18 protein-coding genes and 2 tRNA genes are annotated in these 18971 nt (G+C 30.6%); 5 read left to right on the top strand and 15 right to left on the bottom strand.

All coding sequences use genetic code 11. From position 1 onward, the window contains the following. The first annotated feature begins 31 nt into the window (after positions 1 to 31). Positions 32 to 107, top strand: a tRNA-Phe gene (locus tag WH52_RS12140). 58 nt (positions 108 to 165) lie between these two features. Continuing rightward, a tRNA-Phe gene (locus WH52_RS12135) sits at positions 166 to 238 on the top strand. Positions 239 to 277: 39 nt separating this feature from the next. Here WH52_RS12135 and WH52_RS12130 read toward each other — a convergent pair. Continuing rightward, on the bottom strand, positions 278 to 1261 hold the full coding sequence (locus tag WH52_RS12130) for an endonuclease/exonuclease/phosphatase family protein (RefSeq protein WP_086031224.1): 984 nt from the start codon (positions 1259 to 1261) through the stop codon (positions 278 to 280). Between the two features lie 102 nt (positions 1262 to 1363). Here WH52_RS12130 and WH52_RS12125 point away from each other — a divergent pair, with 102 nt between their 5' ends. Beyond that, positions 1364 to 1822, top strand: a complete 459-nt coding sequence (locus WH52_RS12125) for a hypothetical protein (protein WP_086031223.1) — start codon at positions 1364 to 1366, stop codon at positions 1820 to 1822. Between the two features lie 70 nt (positions 1823 to 1892). Here WH52_RS12125 and WH52_RS12120 read toward each other — a convergent pair whose 3' ends face one another. The 5 genes from WH52_RS12120 to WH52_RS12100 are packed head-to-tail and all read right to left on the bottom strand — an operon-like array spanning position 1893 to position 6412. Next, a complete protein-coding gene (locus WH52_RS12120) occupies positions 1893 to 2408 on the bottom strand; it encodes a gamma carbonic anhydrase family protein (RefSeq protein ID WP_086031222.1) in 516 nt (171 codons plus the stop codon). An 11-nt stretch (positions 2409 to 2419) separates the two neighbouring features. Continuing rightward, positions 2420 to 2770 (bottom strand): hypothetical protein, encoded by a 351-nt coding sequence (locus WH52_RS12115; protein WP_086031221.1) that lies wholly within the window; start codon positions 2768 to 2770, stop codon positions 2420 to 2422. Between the two features lies 1 nt (position 2771). Then, positions 2772 to 3503 (bottom strand): LytR/AlgR family response regulator transcription factor, encoded by a 732-nt coding sequence (locus tag WH52_RS12110; RefSeq protein ID WP_086031220.1) that lies wholly within the window; start codon positions 3501 to 3503, stop codon positions 2772 to 2774. A gap of 3 nt (positions 3504 to 3506) precedes the next feature. Beyond that, on the bottom strand, positions 3507 to 5699 hold the full coding sequence (locus tag WH52_RS12105) for a tetratricopeptide repeat-containing sensor histidine kinase (RefSeq protein ID WP_086031219.1): 2193 nt from the start codon (positions 5697 to 5699) through the stop codon (positions 3507 to 3509). 2 nt (positions 5700 to 5701) lie between these two features. Continuing rightward, positions 5702 to 6412 carry a hypothetical protein gene (locus WH52_RS12100; RefSeq protein WP_143592159.1) on the bottom strand — a complete coding sequence of 237 codons (711 nt, stop codon included), beginning with the start codon at positions 6410 to 6412 and terminating at the stop codon, positions 5702 to 5704. A gap of 244 nt (positions 6413 to 6656) precedes the next feature. On the opposite strand from WH52_RS12100, the gene WH52_RS12095 reads away from it, so the two are divergent. After that, the gene (locus tag WH52_RS12095; RefSeq protein WP_086031217.1) at positions 6657 to 7772 is read left to right on the top strand and encodes a vWA domain-containing protein; all 1116 of its coding nucleotides are present in this window, start codon (positions 6657 to 6659) and stop codon (positions 7770 to 7772) included. Positions 7773 to 7830: 58 nt separating this feature from the next. Here the strand turns inward: WH52_RS12095 and WH52_RS12090 are convergent, their stop codons facing one another. Genes WH52_RS12090 through WH52_RS12080 form a run of 3 tightly spaced genes read right to left on the bottom strand, consistent with a single transcriptional unit; the run spans position 7831 to position 11493 of the window. Then, a complete protein-coding gene (locus WH52_RS12090) occupies positions 7831 to 8625 on the bottom strand; it encodes a glucosaminidase domain-containing protein (RefSeq protein ID WP_086031216.1) in 795 nt (264 codons plus the stop codon). Further along, complete coding sequence (locus tag WH52_RS12085) at positions 8625 to 9566, bottom strand: 1-aminocyclopropane-1-carboxylate deaminase/D-cysteine desulfhydrase (RefSeq protein ID WP_086031215.1); 942 nt, start codon at positions 9564 to 9566, stop codon at positions 8625 to 8627. The genes WH52_RS12090 and WH52_RS12085 overlap by 1 nt, the downstream gene beginning before the upstream one ends. 10 nt (positions 9567 to 9576) lie before the next feature. Then, a complete protein-coding gene (locus WH52_RS12080; protein ID WP_086031214.1) occupies positions 9577 to 11493 on the bottom strand; it encodes an ABC-F family ATP-binding cassette domain-containing protein in 1917 nt (638 codons plus the stop codon). A 118-nt stretch (positions 11494 to 11611) separates the two neighbouring features. On the opposite strand from WH52_RS12080, the gene WH52_RS12075 reads away from it, so the two are divergent. Beyond that, the gene (locus tag WH52_RS12075) at positions 11612 to 12001 is read left to right on the top strand and encodes a DUF983 domain-containing protein (protein ID WP_086031226.1); all 390 of its coding nucleotides are present in this window, start codon (positions 11612 to 11614) and stop codon (positions 11999 to 12001) included. Here WH52_RS12075 and WH52_RS12070 read toward each other — a convergent pair. The 6 genes from WH52_RS12070 to WH52_RS12045 all read right to left on the bottom strand — a co-directional run bounded on the left by WH52_RS12070 (position 11993) and on the right by WH52_RS12045 (position 18918). After that, a complete protein-coding gene (locus WH52_RS12070; protein WP_086031213.1) occupies positions 11993 to 13051 on the bottom strand; it encodes an NAD(P)/FAD-dependent oxidoreductase in 1059 nt (352 codons plus the stop codon). The two genes, WH52_RS12075 and WH52_RS12070, sit on opposite strands and share 9 nt — an antisense overlap. Positions 13052 to 13130: 79 nt before the next feature. Further along, positions 13131 to 14006, bottom strand: a complete 876-nt coding sequence (gene porN, locus WH52_RS12065; protein ID WP_086031212.1) for a type IX secretion system ring subunit PorN/GldN — start codon at positions 14004 to 14006, stop codon at positions 13131 to 13133. A gap of 18 nt (positions 14007 to 14024) precedes the next feature. After that, positions 14025 to 15566, bottom strand: a complete 1542-nt coding sequence (porM, locus tag WH52_RS12060; protein WP_086031211.1) for a type IX secretion system motor protein PorM/GldM — start codon at positions 15564 to 15566, stop codon at positions 14025 to 14027. Positions 15567 to 15600: 34 nt separating this feature from the next. After that, a complete protein-coding gene (porL, locus tag WH52_RS12055) occupies positions 15601 to 16251 on the bottom strand; it encodes a type IX secretion system motor protein PorL/GldL (RefSeq protein ID WP_086031210.1) in 651 nt (216 codons plus the stop codon). A gap of 38 nt (positions 16252 to 16289) precedes the next feature. Continuing rightward, the gene (porK, locus tag WH52_RS12050; RefSeq protein WP_086031209.1) at positions 16290 to 17663 is read right to left on the bottom strand and encodes a T9SS ring complex lipoprotein PorK/GldK; all 1374 of its coding nucleotides are present in this window, start codon (positions 17661 to 17663) and stop codon (positions 16290 to 16292) included. A gap of 97 nt (positions 17664 to 17760) precedes the next feature. Further along, the gene (locus WH52_RS12045) at positions 17761 to 18918 is read right to left on the bottom strand and encodes a formimidoylglutamase (protein ID WP_086031208.1); all 1158 of its coding nucleotides are present in this window, start codon (positions 18916 to 18918) and stop codon (positions 17761 to 17763) included. Positions 18919 to 18971 lie beyond the last annotated feature (53 nt).

Below are 18971 nucleotides of genomic sequence, written 5' to 3'. Positions count from 1 at the left end.
ATATATTTGCATCCGCTTAACGAAAGCTACTGGTGCCTTAGCTCAGTTGGTAGAGCAAAGGACTGAAAATCCTTGTGTCCCTGGTTCGATTCCTGGAGGCACCACCACTAAAACTCGCGGTTAACGCTGCGAGTTTTATTTAAAGTTTTCGAAAAGCACACCAATGGTGCCTTAGCTCAGTTGGTAGAGCAAAGGACTGAAAATCCTTGTGTCCCTGGTTCGATTCCTGGAGGCACCACATAAAAAATCCGAACGTAATGTTCGGATTTTTTGTTTATTATCTCTTCAATTTGAATTTCATTTCTACTGGTAAATGGTCTGAAGCTTGCCCTAATTCATTTAAAACTCTTCCGTTTATATATTCAATAGAGTTTTTGGTGTAGAAAATATAATCTATTCTTTCGTACAAATCTTTAGTATCAAATGTGTTCTCTGGATTAGCTTTTGTAAAACTAGCATTTCCTACATCTTCCATATTAAACATTTCTTGCACAATAGCCTCTTTATCTCGAGCCCTAGAATTAAAATCTCCTAACAATATTGTTGGATACTCTTTTCTATATTTATTGAATAAATTTCCTACCACATAATTAAATTGTCTAACTCTTGTTGGTTTATCAAAAGCTTCTAAATGAATATTTATTACTACAAGTTCTTTATCTTCAATTTTCACTTTAACAACCTGTGCTAGTCTTTCTAAATATAGTGCATCTCTATAAAACGGACTTGTAGGAACTCTTTCTAAAACGATACGCTCATAGTCTTTTAATTCATATTTTGAAAGTATTGATTGTCCAGAATTCATCTTTCCAAAATGCATTGATGGTGGCCAATACGGAAAGGGAACATAAGTTTCATCCCAATTAATTCCTTTAGCAACATATTTATAGCCAAGTTTGGCTATTTCATCTTCTTGGTTTACCTCATACGAACGAGCTGAGTTATAATCTATTTCTTGAAAAGCAATTATATCAGCATTTATTTTAGTAAACTCTTTTTTTACTTTTTCTAAATTCTTTTGAAACAACTCTAAAGGTTTTTCTATCGATTTATTATTTGTCATTCCACTTAAATAACCAATATTATACGTTACTATGCTATAAATAGAATCGTTATCAATTTCTGTTTTATAAGAAGTTTCATATAACTTTTCGTACTCAGACTTATCTAAAAGTGGTGAAGAAGCCCAAAAGAAAAACACTGCAATTAGTACTAAAACTAGGACAACTATAACAGAAAGAGGTTTAATTATTCTTTTCATAAAATGCAAATAAAATGTTAAAGTCAATCCTCAAATTTAAACCTTTTTAAAAATGATTAGTCATAGAAGTGTAAATAATTTTAAAAGTAAAAAATTAATATCATGAAAAAAATAGTAAGCACTTTAGTTATTCTTTTAGCCTTTGTATTTTCTACTCAAGCTCAAAAAAGAAATAAAAAAGAGAACCACGAGCCTTTATCGGTTGAACAAAAAACAAATTTAGCTGTTAAAAAAATGACGTTAGCACTAGATTTAACTGCAAATCAACAACGAAGAATTAAGCCTCTTTTAGCTCAGAAAATTGAAAAAAGACAAAAAATGCGCGAAGAGTTTAAAGCTAGAAAAAAGAATAATCAAAAACTTTCTGCAGATGAGCGTTATGCAAAAATGAATGCTAAATTAGATAGTCAAATAGCTTTTAAAGCAGAAATGAAGCAAATTTTAAATAAAGAACAATTTGAAAAGTTTGAAAAAATAGCTTTAAAAAGAAAGCATAAGATGAAAAAGCGAATGAAGAAACACTCGAAAAAAAGAAAGCATAAAAAAGAACACAAAGAATAATTAACAGTAGTTAGTTTAGGTTGATTTTGATATGAAAATCCAATTCAGTTTATTGAATTGGATTTTCTTTTTATTCTTTAAACCAACTTGAATACTTTACATAGTTATTCGCTATTCGGTCTATTTCTCCTGAAATTAATTCTTCAGATATATCTTTTACTTTTTTTGCTGGTACACCTGCATAAATACTTCCGCTTTCTACTTTGGTATTTTTAGTTACTACAGCCCCAGCAGCAATAATAGAATTTGATTCTATTACACAATCATCCATAATAATACTTCCCATTCCGACCAAAACATTATCATGAATCGTGCAACCATGTACAATTGCATTGTGACCAATAGATACATTATCACCAATAGTTGTAGGTGATTTTTGATAGGTAGCATGTATCACTGCCCCGTCTTGGATATTTACTTTATCTCCCATTTTAATAAAATGCACATCACCACGAATTACAGCATTAAACCACACACTACATTCTTTACCCATAGTTACCTCTCCTACAATTGTTGCATTTTCAGCGATATAACAATCTTCTGATATTTGTGGATGTTTTCCATTTACTGGCTTTATTATTGGCATAATTTTTCCATTTAATATATACTTTTAAAATCTATTGAATCCTTTTCTATTCTTATAACCATCTTTTTCTCAACTGGCATTCCGTTTGAAAAATAACCAAATCCTTTCTCTATTAATTTATCGTTAGATTTATAACTTAACAAATAGCTCCCATCTCTTTTTGGAATAGAACTTAAATCTAAAATATAATTAATCGATTTTCCCTTTTCTATAAATACTTTTTTAGAATTAGCATTTGGAATTATAACTAACGATTCGATTTTATGATTTGTATTATTTACAATTTCTACAGAGATTGTTCTAAAAATATAATTACAAGAGGTAAATACAAAAATCAGAATTAACCAATAAACTCTTTTCATTTTATTTAAAATAAGATAACAAATTAGCTTTTTTAGAAGAAGAAACCATAATCTCTTTTCCGTTTGATAATACTACACTCCCTCCTTTTCCTTTCTTATATTTTACAATTTCATTTACATTTACTAAAAATGATTTGTGCACTCTTACAAACGACGATTCTTTTAAAATATCTTCAAAATATTTAAGTGTTTTACTTACTAGTTTTTTAGTATTTTCAAAATACAGTTCTGTATAATTATCATCGGCTTTACAAAATAAAATATCACAGGTGTTTATTACTTCAAAACCATCTTGTAGTGGAATGGTTATTTTTCCGTTTATAGTTTTTGTTTTTGGTGTTAAAACCGAACTTTCTAGCGCCACTTCCTTTTCTTTAATTTCAGTAACCAAATTCACAGCTTGTATTAATTCATCTATAGAAATTGGTTTTAATAAATAATAAGTTGCTTGTGTATTTAAAGCTTCAATAGCATAATGATCATACGCAGTAACAAACACCACTTCAAAAGTTCTGTTTTCTATTTTCTCTAATAAATCAAAAGCATTACCAAAAGGCATTTCTACGTCGAGAAAAACCAAATCTAAATCGTGTTTTTTAATAAGCTCTTCTCCTTCTTTTATATTACTTGCTTCTCCCAATAACTCAACATTCGGACAATATTTTGCAATATAATTTCGTAAAATATCTCTGCTTATCGCTTCGTCTTCTACAATAATTGTTTTTAACTTCATAGCTTAATCCTTTTTTAATATCAACTCTACTCTTGTTCCGCTTTCATCTTCAAAAACATCAGTTACCAAAACTGAAATTTTATCTTGATACATATCATTTAAAATAGCAATTCTATTCTGAATCGTACTCATTCCTTTCGATTTTTGCTTTAACTGATTTTTTGTTTTCATTTCCTTAGACTTCTTCCTTCCAACTCCATCATCTTCTATTAGAATTACAATAGAATCTTCATTTTTTTGATTCATAGAAATTTTCAAACTCCCTTTTTCTTCTTTGTATCGAAGCCCATGCCAGATAGCATTTTCTATATAAGGTTGTAACAACATTGGCGGAATTGAATATTCTTCTAATCGGATTTGTTCGTCGATTTTAATCGTATAATCAAACTTATCCTTAAATCGATTATGCTCTAACTTTACATACAATTCTAACAGTTCAATTTCCTTAGAAAGTGGAATAAAATCTTCATCTGAATTTTCTAAAACCGATCGCATTAGCACCGAAAATTCTGACAAATATCTATTAGCACTTCGCTCGTCATTTACTGCTATGAAGCTATTCACTGAATTTAATGCATTAAAAATAAAATGCGGATTCATTTGAGATCGCATCGATTTTAATGCCAATAAATTATTTGCTAATTTTTGCTCTCTATTCGTTCTGAACATAAAATATGCTAGTAAACTCATTAATAAAATTCCAGCAACAAGAGAATAAATTATAATCTGTTGCCTCATATAGCTTTCCTCTGCAAGTTGTTGATCTTTATATGCTAAGTTTATTTTACTATCGTTTAAAGCCTTGTCTTTTTCTAAACTCGTAATTCTATTTTGATTTTCTGATATTCGCTTGCTAAACCTTTTTACTTGTTGAATTTCTTGCTCTTTTTTTGAATACAAAGTATCAACCAACTTCACATAATCTTGATAACTCTTTAATGCTTCGGAATAATTACCTACAGTAGCATAAACCTCAGACAATTTTCTAGTAGCATCTTTTTGAATAATTAAATCTTCGTTTTTATCAGCTTCAGAAATACTTTTCTTTAAAAACGGAATTGCTTCTTTATAATCTTCTTTAAGTACATAGGCATTTCCTATTTTATAATTTATTTTTTGAGAAGTAATAGAATCTACTATAGATTCTTGTTTTTCCATTTCAGTAACAACAATATCATCGGTATTTTTTAAACTTTCTTTCCTTAACTGAATCTCCTCATCGTAACGTTGTGATTGATTGTAAAAATCGGCAACCTTTTCTTGCTCTTTTAAAGAACGTTTTGCATTTTCTTTTGATGCTAAATCTAAAGAATTATTAAAGTATTTATTCGCCTTTTCCGTTTCCCCTTGTAATGCAAAAACACCTGCTAACTTTGAGTTTAAATCGGTAATTTTTGGAGTGATTAAATTCTCTTTTGCTATAACAAGAGCCTTGTTATAACTTTCTTTTGCCTTAGTATATTCTTTTTCCTTGGTATAAACATCCCCTAAACCTTCATGAACTGTTAGCTTTTCATAAACACTCAATTTCCCTTTTAAAAGAGATAAATAGGTTTGTTTACTTTCTTTAAATTCTCCCAAAAAGTATTGAGATTTTGCTAACGACAATCTTACACTTTGAGTATTCATATATTTTAGCGATTCTCTATAATTTTGAACTGCTAAATCATATTGTTTCCAATAAAAATATATGTCTGCTAATGTTTTGTATGAACTTGCTTTTCTTTGTCTACTTGGATTCGTTTTTAATGTTTTCTCAATAAACGATATACTTTTATCAATATCCTTATTCTTAAAGAAGTTAGCAGAATCTAAATATGTAGGATATAAATCGACTTTAGCTCTTTTAGAAATTATACTTTTAGAAGTTTTTCTGGGCTTTGATTTCCTTACAAAACCTTCTACTTTAATTTTTATATCCTCGTCGTCTTTAATCGTGTAATAAACCGTTTCAAAATCTGGATGACGTACAATTAACTCATCTCCTGCTCTTGCTTTTATATTATATCTTCTATCTATAAAAGAATAGTTATAATTTCTTGAATTTACCGAAACTTGAGCATCTGTAATTGGTTCACTATTATTACTACTTTCTACTTTAACCTTAACAAGAAACTCATTTCTTTCTTGAGAAGTTATTTGAGAGAACATTTGAAATGTTCCTAATAGAAATAGTATTAAATATATTTTTTTCATTATTAATTTAATGGAAAGTATTCAGTCACTTTAATCTCTTTATCATTAAAGTCAATATAAAAATAGTGAATATCAACTTTAGCTTTTTCAGATTTCTTAATTAGAGTTTTAAAATACAATCTATTAAGCTCTTTAACTATTTTAGACATTAATACTTTATGATTAGGTTTCGTTATTTTTATAAAATCATCTCCATTTACTTTACTTAAATACAAACCCTCTATATCTTCTAGTGTTATTTTACCGTCTTTATTACTATCTGTATCAACTATTTCGTACAACAACATTTTCTTTTTAAGATTATTAAAAATATCTCGAAGAAACCTAACCGATTTAACTTTTATATGATTTTTAGTCAATAATTTTAATTCATTTGAATTCTTTTTTTGAAATTTCAAATTATTCATATTACCAGTTATCTCATCTCTATAATTATTCGATAAATGAAAACCATCATTTTTACCTCTTGATGATTTATAAATATACCCAATACCTTTTCTACTTTTATTTACAAATCCTATCGGATGAATTAAATATTCAGTGCTATCAATATAAACTGGTAAATCTGCAATTTCCAATAAAGTTGTATCAACTTTTACTTCCTTATTTTCATTATCTAAAACTTCTACTGTATTAATATTAGCATGTTTCTTATTATTACATCCAATAATTAATATTAAAACTGTCGTAATTACTAAACCTATTTTTTTCATAAAACCTCTGATTTTTTCAGTAAACATACACACAAAAAACGGGTTCAAAAAATCAGATTCTAGTAACAAACAACGAAAAAATAATAAAATATACCACTTTACTCATTTTAATTTCTAGTTCACTCAATCAATTATTGCATTCACTCATTCTACTTTTTTTACCAATTAAGTTCATTATAGTTTTAGGGTATCAAAATCAACACAAACTTTCATAATCTGTACAAACCATTTAAAATTAAAAATTATGAAATCGTATGTTTTAAAAGCTCTAATTGTTTCGTTTCTGTTCATTAATAGTTTTGGTTACTCCAATAACTCACCTAAAAAACAAACCGTAAAAGTTGCACTATTATTAGACACTAGTAATAGCATGGACGGACTTATTAATCAGGCAAAAGCACAATTATGGGAAATCGTGAATGAATTATCGTATGCTAAGTACAATGGAGTAACTCCGAATTTAGAAATTGCATTATATGAATACGGAAACGATCGTTTATCTGCTAAAAACGGATACATTAGAAAAGTTTTACACTTTACGAATGATCTTGACGATATTTCTGAACGTTTATTTTCGCTGACCACCAATGGAGGAAGCGAATATTGCGGAGAAGTTATTCAAACTTCATTAAATGAATTGGAATGGGGAAAAGAAAGAAATGATTTAAAAATGATTTTTATTGCCGGAAACGAACCTTTTACCCAAGGAAATACCTATTATAAAGACGCTATTACCAATGCTAAAGAAAAAGGAATTGTAGTAAACACAATTTTTTGTGGAGATTATCAAAACGGAATTTCGGGTAGTTGGAAAGATGGAGCAGTTTTAGGCAATGGAGATTACATGACGATTAATCACAATAAAAACATTGTTCACATTGTAACTCCTTATGATAAGGATATTCTAATCTTGAACAAGAAATTAAATGGAACTTATATTTACTACGGAAATAAAGGTTTTTCTAAATACAACAAACAATCGTTGCAAGATGATAATGCAGCCGCTTTGAATGAAGAAGTAGTAGTGAAACGTGCGGTAACAAAAAGTTCAAAGTTATACAGCAATGCTGAATGGGATTTGGTCGATGCTTCGTCTAATAAAAAGATGGATTACAGAAAGCTTAAGAAGAGTAAATTACCTAAACATTTACAAAATAAATCTGAAAAAGAACTGAAAGCTTATGTAGAAAAAAAACGAACTGAGCGAGCTAGAATTCAGAAGAAAATTCAAGAGTTAAATAAAAAAAGAAAGATTTATGTAGCTACAAAACGTAGTAAAAATGACAAAAAAAATGAATTAGAAAGTGTAATGATTAAAGCTATTAAAAAACAAGCAAAAAAGAAAAATTACACATGGTAGTTTTTGTTGATTGGTTGATTAAAGTAGGAAAAACAGGAGTGTAATACTCCTGTTTTTTTTAGTTTATTAATAAGTGCTGACCAATGCTTAACGCATTACTTTTTAATCCGTTTACCTCTTTTAATTGATCAACAGAAATTTTAAACTTTCTAGAAATAGAATACAACGTATCTCCTTTTTGTACTTTATAATAATTCCCTGTTGAATACGTAGGCTTACTCACTTTATTCTTTTTTGTTTTAACTCTATCATATCGAGTTAAATTATATTTTTTAATAATTCCTATTAATTTTTGCGGATATCTTCTGTCGGTAGCATATCCTGCTCTTTTTAATCCATATGCCCAACCTTTATAGTCAGTTTTTCGTAAACGGAATAAACCAGCGTATCTTTTTCTTGATACTAAAAATTTAGAATGATCTTCATAAGAAGTTTCTGGGTATTTATACTTTCTAAAGCATTCTCCTTTTTCATCATCGTCATGAGTAACGCTTTTTCCTTTCCAACCTCGGTGACATTTAATTCCAAAATGATTGTTAGATCGAATTGCTAACGGACTTCTCCCACTCCCCGACTCTAAAACTCCTTGAGCCAAAGTAATACTTGCAGGGATTCCGTATTCATTCATTTCGCGAACAGCTATTGGTGCAAATTTATGAATGTACGCTAAGGTATGATTTCCGTTTGTTTTTAACGGTTTTTCTATTTGTTCTAACTGTGGTACATCTGGCTTTTTTTCTTCATGCTCAATAATCACATTTTTATTGGTGTTATTAACCACTTTTTTACTCGACCCACAACTTACTAAAAGTAACGAAGTAACTATACTTGCTATAAGTAATCTTAAATTCATTAAACTTTAATTATTTCTTGATTTTTATTTTTTAACTTCTCATTAAACCCGTCAATTCCTTGTAATCCACCAGTATGAATTGCTAAAATCTTGCTTCTTTTTTTAAACTGATTTTTCTCAATCATATCTAAAATCCCAAACAACATTTTACCTGTATAAATAGGATCTAATTGAATATTGGTTTCTTTTTTAAACTCGTTAATAAAACGAATTAATGTTGGATTGTATTTTCCGTAACCACCAAAATGATATGCTAATTCTAACTCCCAATTATCATTCCTTTTTGATAAATCAGATATTTCTTGCTGAAGAAAATCTCCTTTTAATGCTGGAAAACCTATTACCTTTTGATGTTCTTTTACTGAATTTATCAATCCAGAAATAGTACCACCAGTACCAACAGCGCAACAAATATAATCGAATTTTTCATCTTCGATAGTTACGATTTCTTCGCAGCCTTTTATGGCTAAATTATTAGTACCTCCTTCTGGAATTAGATAAAAATCTCCAAACTCTTTTTTAAGTTCTTCAATAAAGTTTTCATCGGTTTTATTTCTATAAAGACTTCTAGAAATAAAATGAAACTGCATTCCGTTTTTATGAGCTTCTTTTAATGTAGTATTTTGAGAAAGAGTTTTTTCTAAGTCTTTTCCGAGTTCGTCTCCACGAATAACTCCAATAGTTTGTAATCCTGCTAATTTGCCAGCAGAAGCTGTAGCTGCAATATGATTAGAATATGCGCCACCAAAGGTTAATATTGTTTTTTTTTGAAGCTTTAACGCTTCTTCAACATTATACTTTAATTTTCTATACTTATTCCCCGAAACAAAAGGGTGAATGGCATCTTCTCTTTTAATCCATAACTCAACTTCCTTATCTTGTAAGACAGAAAGATGAACTTGTTGATTTTTAGGTGTAGGTATTTCTAACTGAAAGAGCATTTTGCGCTAGTTAAAAATTAGATACTTGTTCTTCTACCAACTCCCATTCTTCCATTAATTCTTCTAGCTTAGCTTTTTTAGTCTTATAGTTTTCAAAGAAATTAGGACGAGCAGATACTTCTGCATAGTTTTCTGCTAATTCTAAATCAATCTTTTCAATTTCAACTTCTAAATCAGCGATTTGATTTTCTATTTTATTAAGCTTATTCTTTAGTTTTTTTAATTCCTTTTCTTGTTCTTTTGAAAGTTTATAAGCTTCTTTTTTAGAAGTATCTTTAGTTGTTTGTACTACAGTTCTTTTCTCTGCTTCTCGTAAACTTTCAATTTTGTGTTGCTCTAAGAAATAATCTATATCTCCTAAATATTCTTTAATCTCACGGTCTTTAAATCCGTAAACTGTAGTAGTTAATCCTTGTAAGAAATCACGATCGTGAGAAACGATAATTAAAGTTCCATCAAAGTTTTGCAAAGCCTTTTTTAATACATTTTTAGAAGCTATATCTAAGTGATTGGTAGGCTCATCCATGATTAAGACATTGAACGGAGAAAGTAATAATTTACATAACGCCAATCTATTACGTTCACCTCCAGAAAGTACTTTTGCTTTTTTATCTACAGCCTCACCACTAAATAAAAACGCACCTAACATATCTCTAACACGAGCTCTATTGGTATCGGTTGCAGCATCTTCCATCACTTCTAAAACCGTTTTTTCTGGTGGTAAATATTCCGATTGGTTTTGAGCAAAATATCCAACTTCAACATTATGACCTAATTTTAAATGACCATCGAAAGGAATTTCTCCAACCATCATTTTTGCTAAGGTTGATTTTCCTTGTCCATTTTGTCCCACAAAAGCAATTTTGCTATTGCGTTCAATTAATAAATCGACATCTTTTAAAACTTCTTTTTCTCCGTAACTCTTACATAGGTTTTCTGCTTCTACTACAATCTTTCCTGGTTCTTTTGAAACCTGAAAGCGAATGTTCATCACCGCATTATCATCTTGATCTACTTCAATACGTTCTACTCTATCGAGCTTTTTAATTAACGATTGTGCCATTGCTGCTTTATTAGCTTTGGCTCTAAATTTTTCGATTAATTTTTCGGTATGTTCAATTTCTTTTTGTTGATTTTTCTGTGCTTGTAATTGTTTTTCTTTTATTTCTGCTCTAAGCTTTAAAAATTCAGAATACGGTTTTTTGTAATCGTAAATTTGACCTAAAGAAATCTCAATAGTTCTATTAGTTACATTATCTAAGAACATTTTATCATGCGACACTAACACAATAGCTCCCGAATAGTTTTTTAAGAAATTTTCTAACCAAATAATCGATTCAATATCTAAGTGGTTCGTAGGCTCATCGAGTAAAAGAATATCATTATTTTGAAGTAATAATTTTGCAAGCTCTATACGCATACGCCAACCTCCAGAGAAAGTATCGGTAAGTTTGTCAAAATCTTCTCGCTGGAAACCTAAACCTTGTAATATTTTTTCTGTTTCTCCTTGGTAATTGTATCCTCCTAACAGTTCGTAACGTTCAGTTTTTTCGTTTAAATCTACAATTAACTGATTATAACTTTCACTTTCATAATCGGTTCTTTCTGCTAATTGCTCATTGATTTCTTCTAATTCTTTTTCAATAGCTTTAATCTCTGTAAATGCTTGATAAGCTTCTTCGAGAATAGTTCTCCCATGAACAAAATCTATATCTTGTCGTAAGAAACCTACTTGAATATCTTTATCAAATGCTAAAGTACCACCGCTACTTTCGATGTCTTTAGAAAGTACTTTTAATAAAGTAGACTTTCCTGCTCCATTTTTCCCAATCAATCCAATTCGATCTCCTTTAGTTAACTTAAAGGTTATTCCAGAGAATAAATCAGACCCCATAAAAGAAACCGATAAATTATGTACGTTTAGCATATTTCTTGATTAATTACTGTAACTTTGTAACACTTGTTACAAGCTATTTTTCGTTTTGTTATATTTTTGCACAAACTTACAAAAACGAAGTAGTTATTTTATTTTTAATTTAGTAGATATGTTAGGCAAAGGATCAAAATTATATAGTATTTTCAGAAATAAATGTCCACGTTGCCATGAGGGAGATTTTTACAAATACAAATTAAACTTAAATCCTAAAAAAATAACTCAATTATATGAAAACTGCCCTAGCTGTGGTTTAAAGTACATGATGGAACCATCATTTTTCTTTGGTGCTATGTATGTAAATTATGCTTTAGCTGTAGCTTTATTTGTAGCTATTTTTATTATTGCTAAGGTATTTTTAGGTTTGAGTATTTTTCATAGTTTTATCGCTATTGTAGTCATTTCTTTCTTACTTATTCCTGTAACGTTAAGACTTTCGAGAATTATTTGGATAAACTTTTTTGTTAGCTATGATAAAGATGCTAAGAAAAAATTAAGTTAACATCGCTTCAAACCTCGTTATATTTATATCATTATCCAGTTTTTCGTTATTTTCAATGTGATTAAATAAGTTTTTAGCTACTGTTGGAGCAATCATAACTCCACGTGTTCCTAAACCGTTTAAAACTGCTAATTTATTCTTTTGAGGATGAATTCCTACTAATGGTCTTCTATCTTTTACTGTAGGTCTAATTCCTGCAGATTGATCAACAATAGTATAAGGTACAGCGATTACTTTTTTTAGTTTTTCAACTAGTTCTTCTTTTCCTTCTTTAGTTGGGATAGATGTTTTATCTGTCCAATTAAACGTTGCTCCTACTTTATAATAATCATCTCCTAAAGGCAATACAAAAACAGTAGATTTTAACAAGAAATCTATTTTTAATTCTGGAGCGTGTATTGTTAAAATTTCTCCTTTTGTTCCATTCAATGGTAAATAATTAAAAAACGGATTTTTCTTTAATCCAAAGCCTTCACAAAATATAATATGATTAGCTCTTATGGTTTGATATGAAACTGTTTCTTCTTCAAAAGTAATAGTATCATACTCAAAATTTTCTTCAACTAGAACTTCTTTTTCTTTTAGATATTCTTTGTACGATTTTAATAAAACACCAGTATCTATTCTTCCGGTTCCTTTTAATTCTCCAAAACCAAATTCTCCAACAACTCCATCAATCTTTTCTTTAGATATTTCAGACTTCATATACAACGAAAGCATAGGTTTGTCTAAAGCAGTAAACCAATTATTTTCATCTCCTATAGAATTGAATACTTTTTTAGTTATAAACTTAGCATCTAACTTTACACTAAGTTTCTCTTCTAACTCTTTATAAAAAGGCAATGCTAATTCTAATTGCTGATGACCATTCCATACTGGAGTAAATCTTTTTAAAATAACAGGATTATAAGTTCCACCTGCAACTAAAGATGAAACTTGTGAGGAATTTTCAAAAACCAAAAAGGTTTTATTTCCCTTTATCAACTCTTCAACAAAAGCAATACCTGCTAAACCAAGACCAACAACTATATAATCTACCTTTTTATTCATAGCGCAAAATTAGTAAGTTTATTCATAAAAAAAAGGCGTTTGTAGTAACAAACGCCTTTTTAAATATAGTGATAGAATTTTAGTAATTCCACATATCCATTTCACGGTTACGTATTCCTTCTTTAATTCTATTAGCTTCTAATAATTGGAAAAGTGAATTTCCGCGAACATAATCTTTAATTGCTCTATCTCCGTATAAGTTCTCTTCTTTCATTACAGTTGAATTAAACCTACGAGCATTTAATAAGTTATCGTAAGAAATAGGTTGCGCTGAGTTTTGTGGATTGAAAACCTTAGCATTGTGTAACGTATTTCTTGCGTCTGGATAGAATACCCAGAATAACTCATACATATTGTCTTTATCAGAGTCTTCAAGTTCTTCTACTCCAAAAACCTGTACATCTGGTCCCATTGGAGCAATACCTAATAAACGGTATTTTAACTCTCCTTGCCTTTTGTCGAAATACCAAAGACCTTTTAACATGAATCCCTTAATATCAGCAGATTGCACTGTATACACATCAGGCTCTTCACCTTCTACTCCAGTATCAACCTCTTTACGAGTCATATTATCAATCTCTTGTTCTCCAACTTTAGTTGTAAAATAAGAATCAGCATATACTTCTTTTATTTCACCATTCTTAACACCTCTTAATAAAGTATCAAATAAAGATCTACGATTATTTGCTGCACTAGCAGTATCAATTGGATAATAGTAAGGCAAATTTATTTTTTGGTTGATGTCTACAAACTCCCAAACTACCTTAGACCATAATACATCTCTATCACTTATATAACCATAAGGAAGAGGTTTATCGTCTTCTGAAGCAATTTGCGCCTCAGACTTCTTTCCAATGTCATCTACCTTTTTAGCATTTAAAAGGTTGGCTTGTGCATTAACTAATCCACTAGTTGCTAATGCTATAATAACCACATAAAAACGCTTCCAATTCATACTAAATATGTTTTTTTATTAATTTGAAACTTGTATAGATACAGGTAACACTTCTTTAATTTTGTAATTAGAACCTGAAACTGAAGCTTTAATATCAAATATTACAACTTGGTCATTTCTTCTTGCTCTAGCTACTGCCTGTTTTGCTCTAGCATTTAAACGAGTTCCTGTAACTGGTATTGCTACTTGACCAGGAACTTTAATTTTAAAGCTAGATACATTTAATTTTAAATCAAATAAGAAATCTGGTAAACCTGCTGCTACTGTTACTTTTTGTAAACTAGACTTAGGCATTTTTACAGTACCATATCTTCCTCTTACCATTCCTACCGCTGGTGGAATATCTTTGATTCTGAATTTCTTATTAGATGTAATTTTCTTACCATCTAAAGTACCACTAACTCTAATAGTTACTTCACCACTTCCTGTTGGTCTCATTACATAACTATTTCCTTTTACTCTACGTAAACCTGGAGCAGAAGCTGTTACTTTATTTCCTGGTATACCTGGAATAGAAATTGTTAATGGATTCGATAATCCTTTATAAACCACATTCATCTTATCTGCAGAAATAACTGCATCATTTGGCTTAGGAATTACTGAATAAGAACTTTCGAATGGTACTGGTACTTCTTCACCATTCTCTGTGAAGAAAATTGTACCTTTTATTGTTTTATCACCTACTCCACCAGCAGCCATGTCTACAACAACTCTACCGTCTTTAAAGTTCTTATAATCTTTATTTCCATTAAACTCAACTTTTGTTGGTTTTAATGTAGCATCATAACGCCCTAAGATTACAGATCCTGTAACTTTTTCACCAGGATAAAATGCATTTTTATCTAATGCTACAATACCTGTATAGTTCTTTAAAGATACATCAGATTCTAACTGACCTCCTACTAAAGCTGAATAAATTTCAGATTCTGTAGTTTTGATATCTCCTTGAATTTGACTAACATTTGCTACCGAAGTAATTAAAGGCATTCCTTCGTAACGACTCTTTAACCAAGGAATATCTTGTCCTTCTGCAGATTTATCTGGATTTGTATTAAAACGCTTATCAATATTTTTAAGAATTTCAGCAGATGCTTTATCTCCTAACACCTCTTTTAATTTAGCGCTGTAGTTATTAATTTCAGCAACAAACTTATCTCCTTCTGGAGTAAATTTATCTCCTGCAAATAATAATTCGTCTACTTTGTCTGGACTTTTTTGAGACTCGTAATTAGTCTTATCCTCTTCACTAACATCAGCAGTCATTTTATCTTTTAAACCTGCTAAGTAATCGTAAAGAGCTGTAGAAGCTTCGCTAATTTGCTTTGCTTTATCGTTTAATTCTCCAAACTTTTCTGGTTGTTCGCTAGCTTTTGTAGCTAAACCTTGTAATGAAGCTGTATTGTTAGCTGTTGCTACAATATTTGCATCTTCAATTTTTTCCTTCATGAAACCAAAAGATGATAAAACCTTTTTATCCATCTGCATTGCTAGCATTGCTAAGAATACTAGATACATCAGGTTAATCATCTTCTGCCTTGGTGATTGTTTACCTCCTGCCATATTTAATTAGTTTTAAATATTAGTATAAAACTAATTACTTGTTAGACATTGCAGATAACATTCCACCGTACACTCCGTTTAAAGAAGATAAATTCGTTGCCAAAGAATCCATTTGCTCTTGTAAACGTTGAGAGTTTTGAACTAAAGCAGAGTTTAAGTCAGCTTGCTTACTTGCATTTTCTACTTGAGTAGAATATAAGCTATTTAATGACTCTAACTTAGCAGCAGCCATAGCCATTTGCTCGTTATATTGATTCGTTGATGAAATAGTTGCTGAAGTAGACGTTAATCCTTCTGCAGCTCCTTGGAAATTTTTGATACTATCTCCTAAACTAGAGATTAAACCAGCATCTAACTTTGCTTCTTTTAAAATATCATCTAACTTTTGAGATAACATACTTTGAGCTTCTACAGGTGATGCTTCTTTTTTACCTTTTCCTGAAGATTGCCCATCTGCCAATTCTGGGTAAACTTTTGTCCAGTCTAATTCATCTTCAATAGGTTCAAAAGCTGAAAGTGCGAATACTCCTGCTTCTACCGCCATACCAATTGTTAACATTAAACCTCCTGTTAATGGACCAATTTTAAAGTGCATAATTTTGAATAATGCTCCTAGAATTACAATTGCTGCTCCAAGACCATAGGCCATGTTAAATAATCTCTTAGTCGATTTTGATTGTGCCATAATTTTTACTTTTTTAAGGGAATTTAATTAATTTATTGTTATTTACTTTTACTTGTTCCTAAGAAGTCTTGTACTGTTCTAAATCCAATATAACTTCTTGCTGTATCGGCATATTCCCAATCACGAGAACTTACTTCTAAGAAATATGCTACATCTTTCCATGAGCCACCACGGATAATTTTACGTTGATTTTCTCTGTTTTCTACATTCGGGTTCATTGTTGATCCCATATAGTAAGACATTTGGTTATATGCAGTATTTGTCCACTCTGCTACGTTACCTGCCATGTTATATAAACCGTATTCGTTTGCGTTGTACGAAACTGCCTCTACAGTATATAAAGCACCATCTGCAGCATAATCACCACGAACTGGTTTAAAGTTAGCTAAGAAACATCCTCTATCACTTGTAGTGTTAGGACCTCCCCAAGGGTATTTAGCGTAGTTCAATCCTCCACGAGCTGCATACTCCCACTCTGCTTCAGTTGGTAATCTGAACGCTGGTACTAAACCTAAATTCTTTTTAGAACGTTGGTATCTGTTTTTATTTTGTGTTCTCCAGTGACAAAATGCTCTTGCTTGGTACCAATTTACTCCAACTACTGGGTAGTCTTCGTATGCCTTATGTGCAAAATATTCTTGGTGCATTGGATCGTTGTACGAGTAGTTAAAATCTTTAATCCAAACAGTTGTATCTGGATAGATGTTTAACACTTCATCTCTCATAAAGTCTTTTCTGTTTTTACCAGTTCTTGCAGCTTGTTCGTTATCGAACCAGTAATACCTGTAGTTTAATAACTTCGTATTAAATGTTCTAATTCCATTTAATGCTTCTTCTTTTTTAATAAATAAAGAATCCATTACCTCTACATAGTCCTCATCTGGGTACTCTTCTTTTTCCCAAATAATTTCTTCTTCCCAGTTTAATGGTTTTAAAGAATCTAAACCTTCACCTACTTCATAGTAGTTCTCTCTCATATACTTTTGATATGCAGATTCATTAACTGTATCTTTTGAAGCAAATGCGTATAATTGGATTCCTTCTGCTCTACTTCCTTCAACAGGTTCTTCACCTCCATCAGCAAATTCAGCTTGATATGCTAATTTGGTACGTACAATCGAATCTCTTACCCAATTAACAAATTGCTTATATTCACTATTAGTAATCTCTGTTTCATCCATATAAAATGGTTGAACAGTAACTGTTTTGGTTGGTGCATTCATCGCTCCTAACGGGTCTTCATCTTGTTTACCCATAGTAAATGATCCTCCTGGTATTTTCACCATTCCGTAAGGCTTTTCAGCAAACCATTTTCTTTTCGACTTTGCTCCTACCAACTCTCCTCTATCTCCACTTGAACCACAAGCGTACACGATAGATACTAATAATGCAAATGCTGCTATTTTCTTCATACTATATTCTTTCTATAAAAGAGGCGTAAACCTATTATTTTTTTTATTAAAAAACAATTACCTACTATATTTTTTTGAACACAATAATATAAGACTACTATACTATTTTTTGCATTGCTTTATACCATCTATTAGGTATCTTTTGCTGCAATGCTTGCTCATAATCTTGATAGTTACAAGGTATTAACGCATGTCTTTTATGTTTATTATTCGATATTAAATTTATTTCCATCCACCAACGACCACTTCTATTACTTTTATAGAAGTTTATTGGGTCATCGTCGTCTAGTATCACTGTAAACTTTTGATAATTTTCTTTTGTTGTATACGGATAATCTTTTGCTCTACTATTTATTCCTTCAATAAAATACCATATCATTTGAGCTATTAAATGAGCTGTTTGTCCGTCTTCATCTTTCGCTCCGTTGTATTCATAAATACCAAAAGATGTTACTTTATCACTTATCCCTGCATAACGTGCTATAGCACAAACTTCTTCTCCATAAAATCCGTTAGGAGAACTATTATTGTTTGCAGGTGCATCACTATTTCGTATGCTTCCAATATCTATACTTACAATATCGGCATCTCTCATTATTGGTTCAACCAATGTAATATTTTTCACTTCACCAAGGCGATATGCATCGAAATACATTTTGTGTATTAGGTCAATTTCTTCTTGAGAGTTAAAATAGGTTTGATACCCTATATTACTATAATTGAAAAGATTATTAGGCTGTTCTAAAAGTATTTTACTTAAAAACGAAGTCGAAGTTAATTCATCATCAATAGTCCCTAAATCGAAACGACTATCTACTGACACCAAATTTACAGTCTGCTCTAAAGCATCGTAAGCTCTATAATTGGCATAAGTTATGTCTTGACCGCCACCAATAATTAAAGGAATAATGTTTTTCTTTAAGAGCGAAGTTACTATTGAAGATACTGCGAAGTAAGTATCAGATAAACTACTTCCCATTTGAACATCTCCTAAATCTGCTATTTCAGCTTGCCAATTACCAGGAAATAATTGGTATAAATACTTTCTTATACCTTCTAAGTTTTGACCACAACCAAAATTTTCTTCAGATCCTCTACCGTCTTTAACTCCCACTATTGCTACAGCAACAGAAGTCAGGTCGGGAAAATTATTCGTAGTGTGTAAACGAACTTTTTTTCCTAACACATTGTTAGAGCGAGATATAATATCTGCTACTACAGAGTCTTTTATTGGAGTTAAAAAATCGATATTCATTTTAGGGGAAAATATCTTTGGCGCAAGATACTAACAATTTTATTACACCTCCA

The sequence above is a fragment of the Tenacibaculum holothuriorum genome (assembly GCF_002120225.1).
Classification (GTDB): domain Bacteria; phylum Bacteroidota; class Bacteroidia; order Flavobacteriales; family Flavobacteriaceae; genus Polaribacter; species Polaribacter holothuriorum.
Note: the sequence above shows the minus strand (reverse complement) of the source record. Positions and strands in the feature narration are given on the sequence as shown.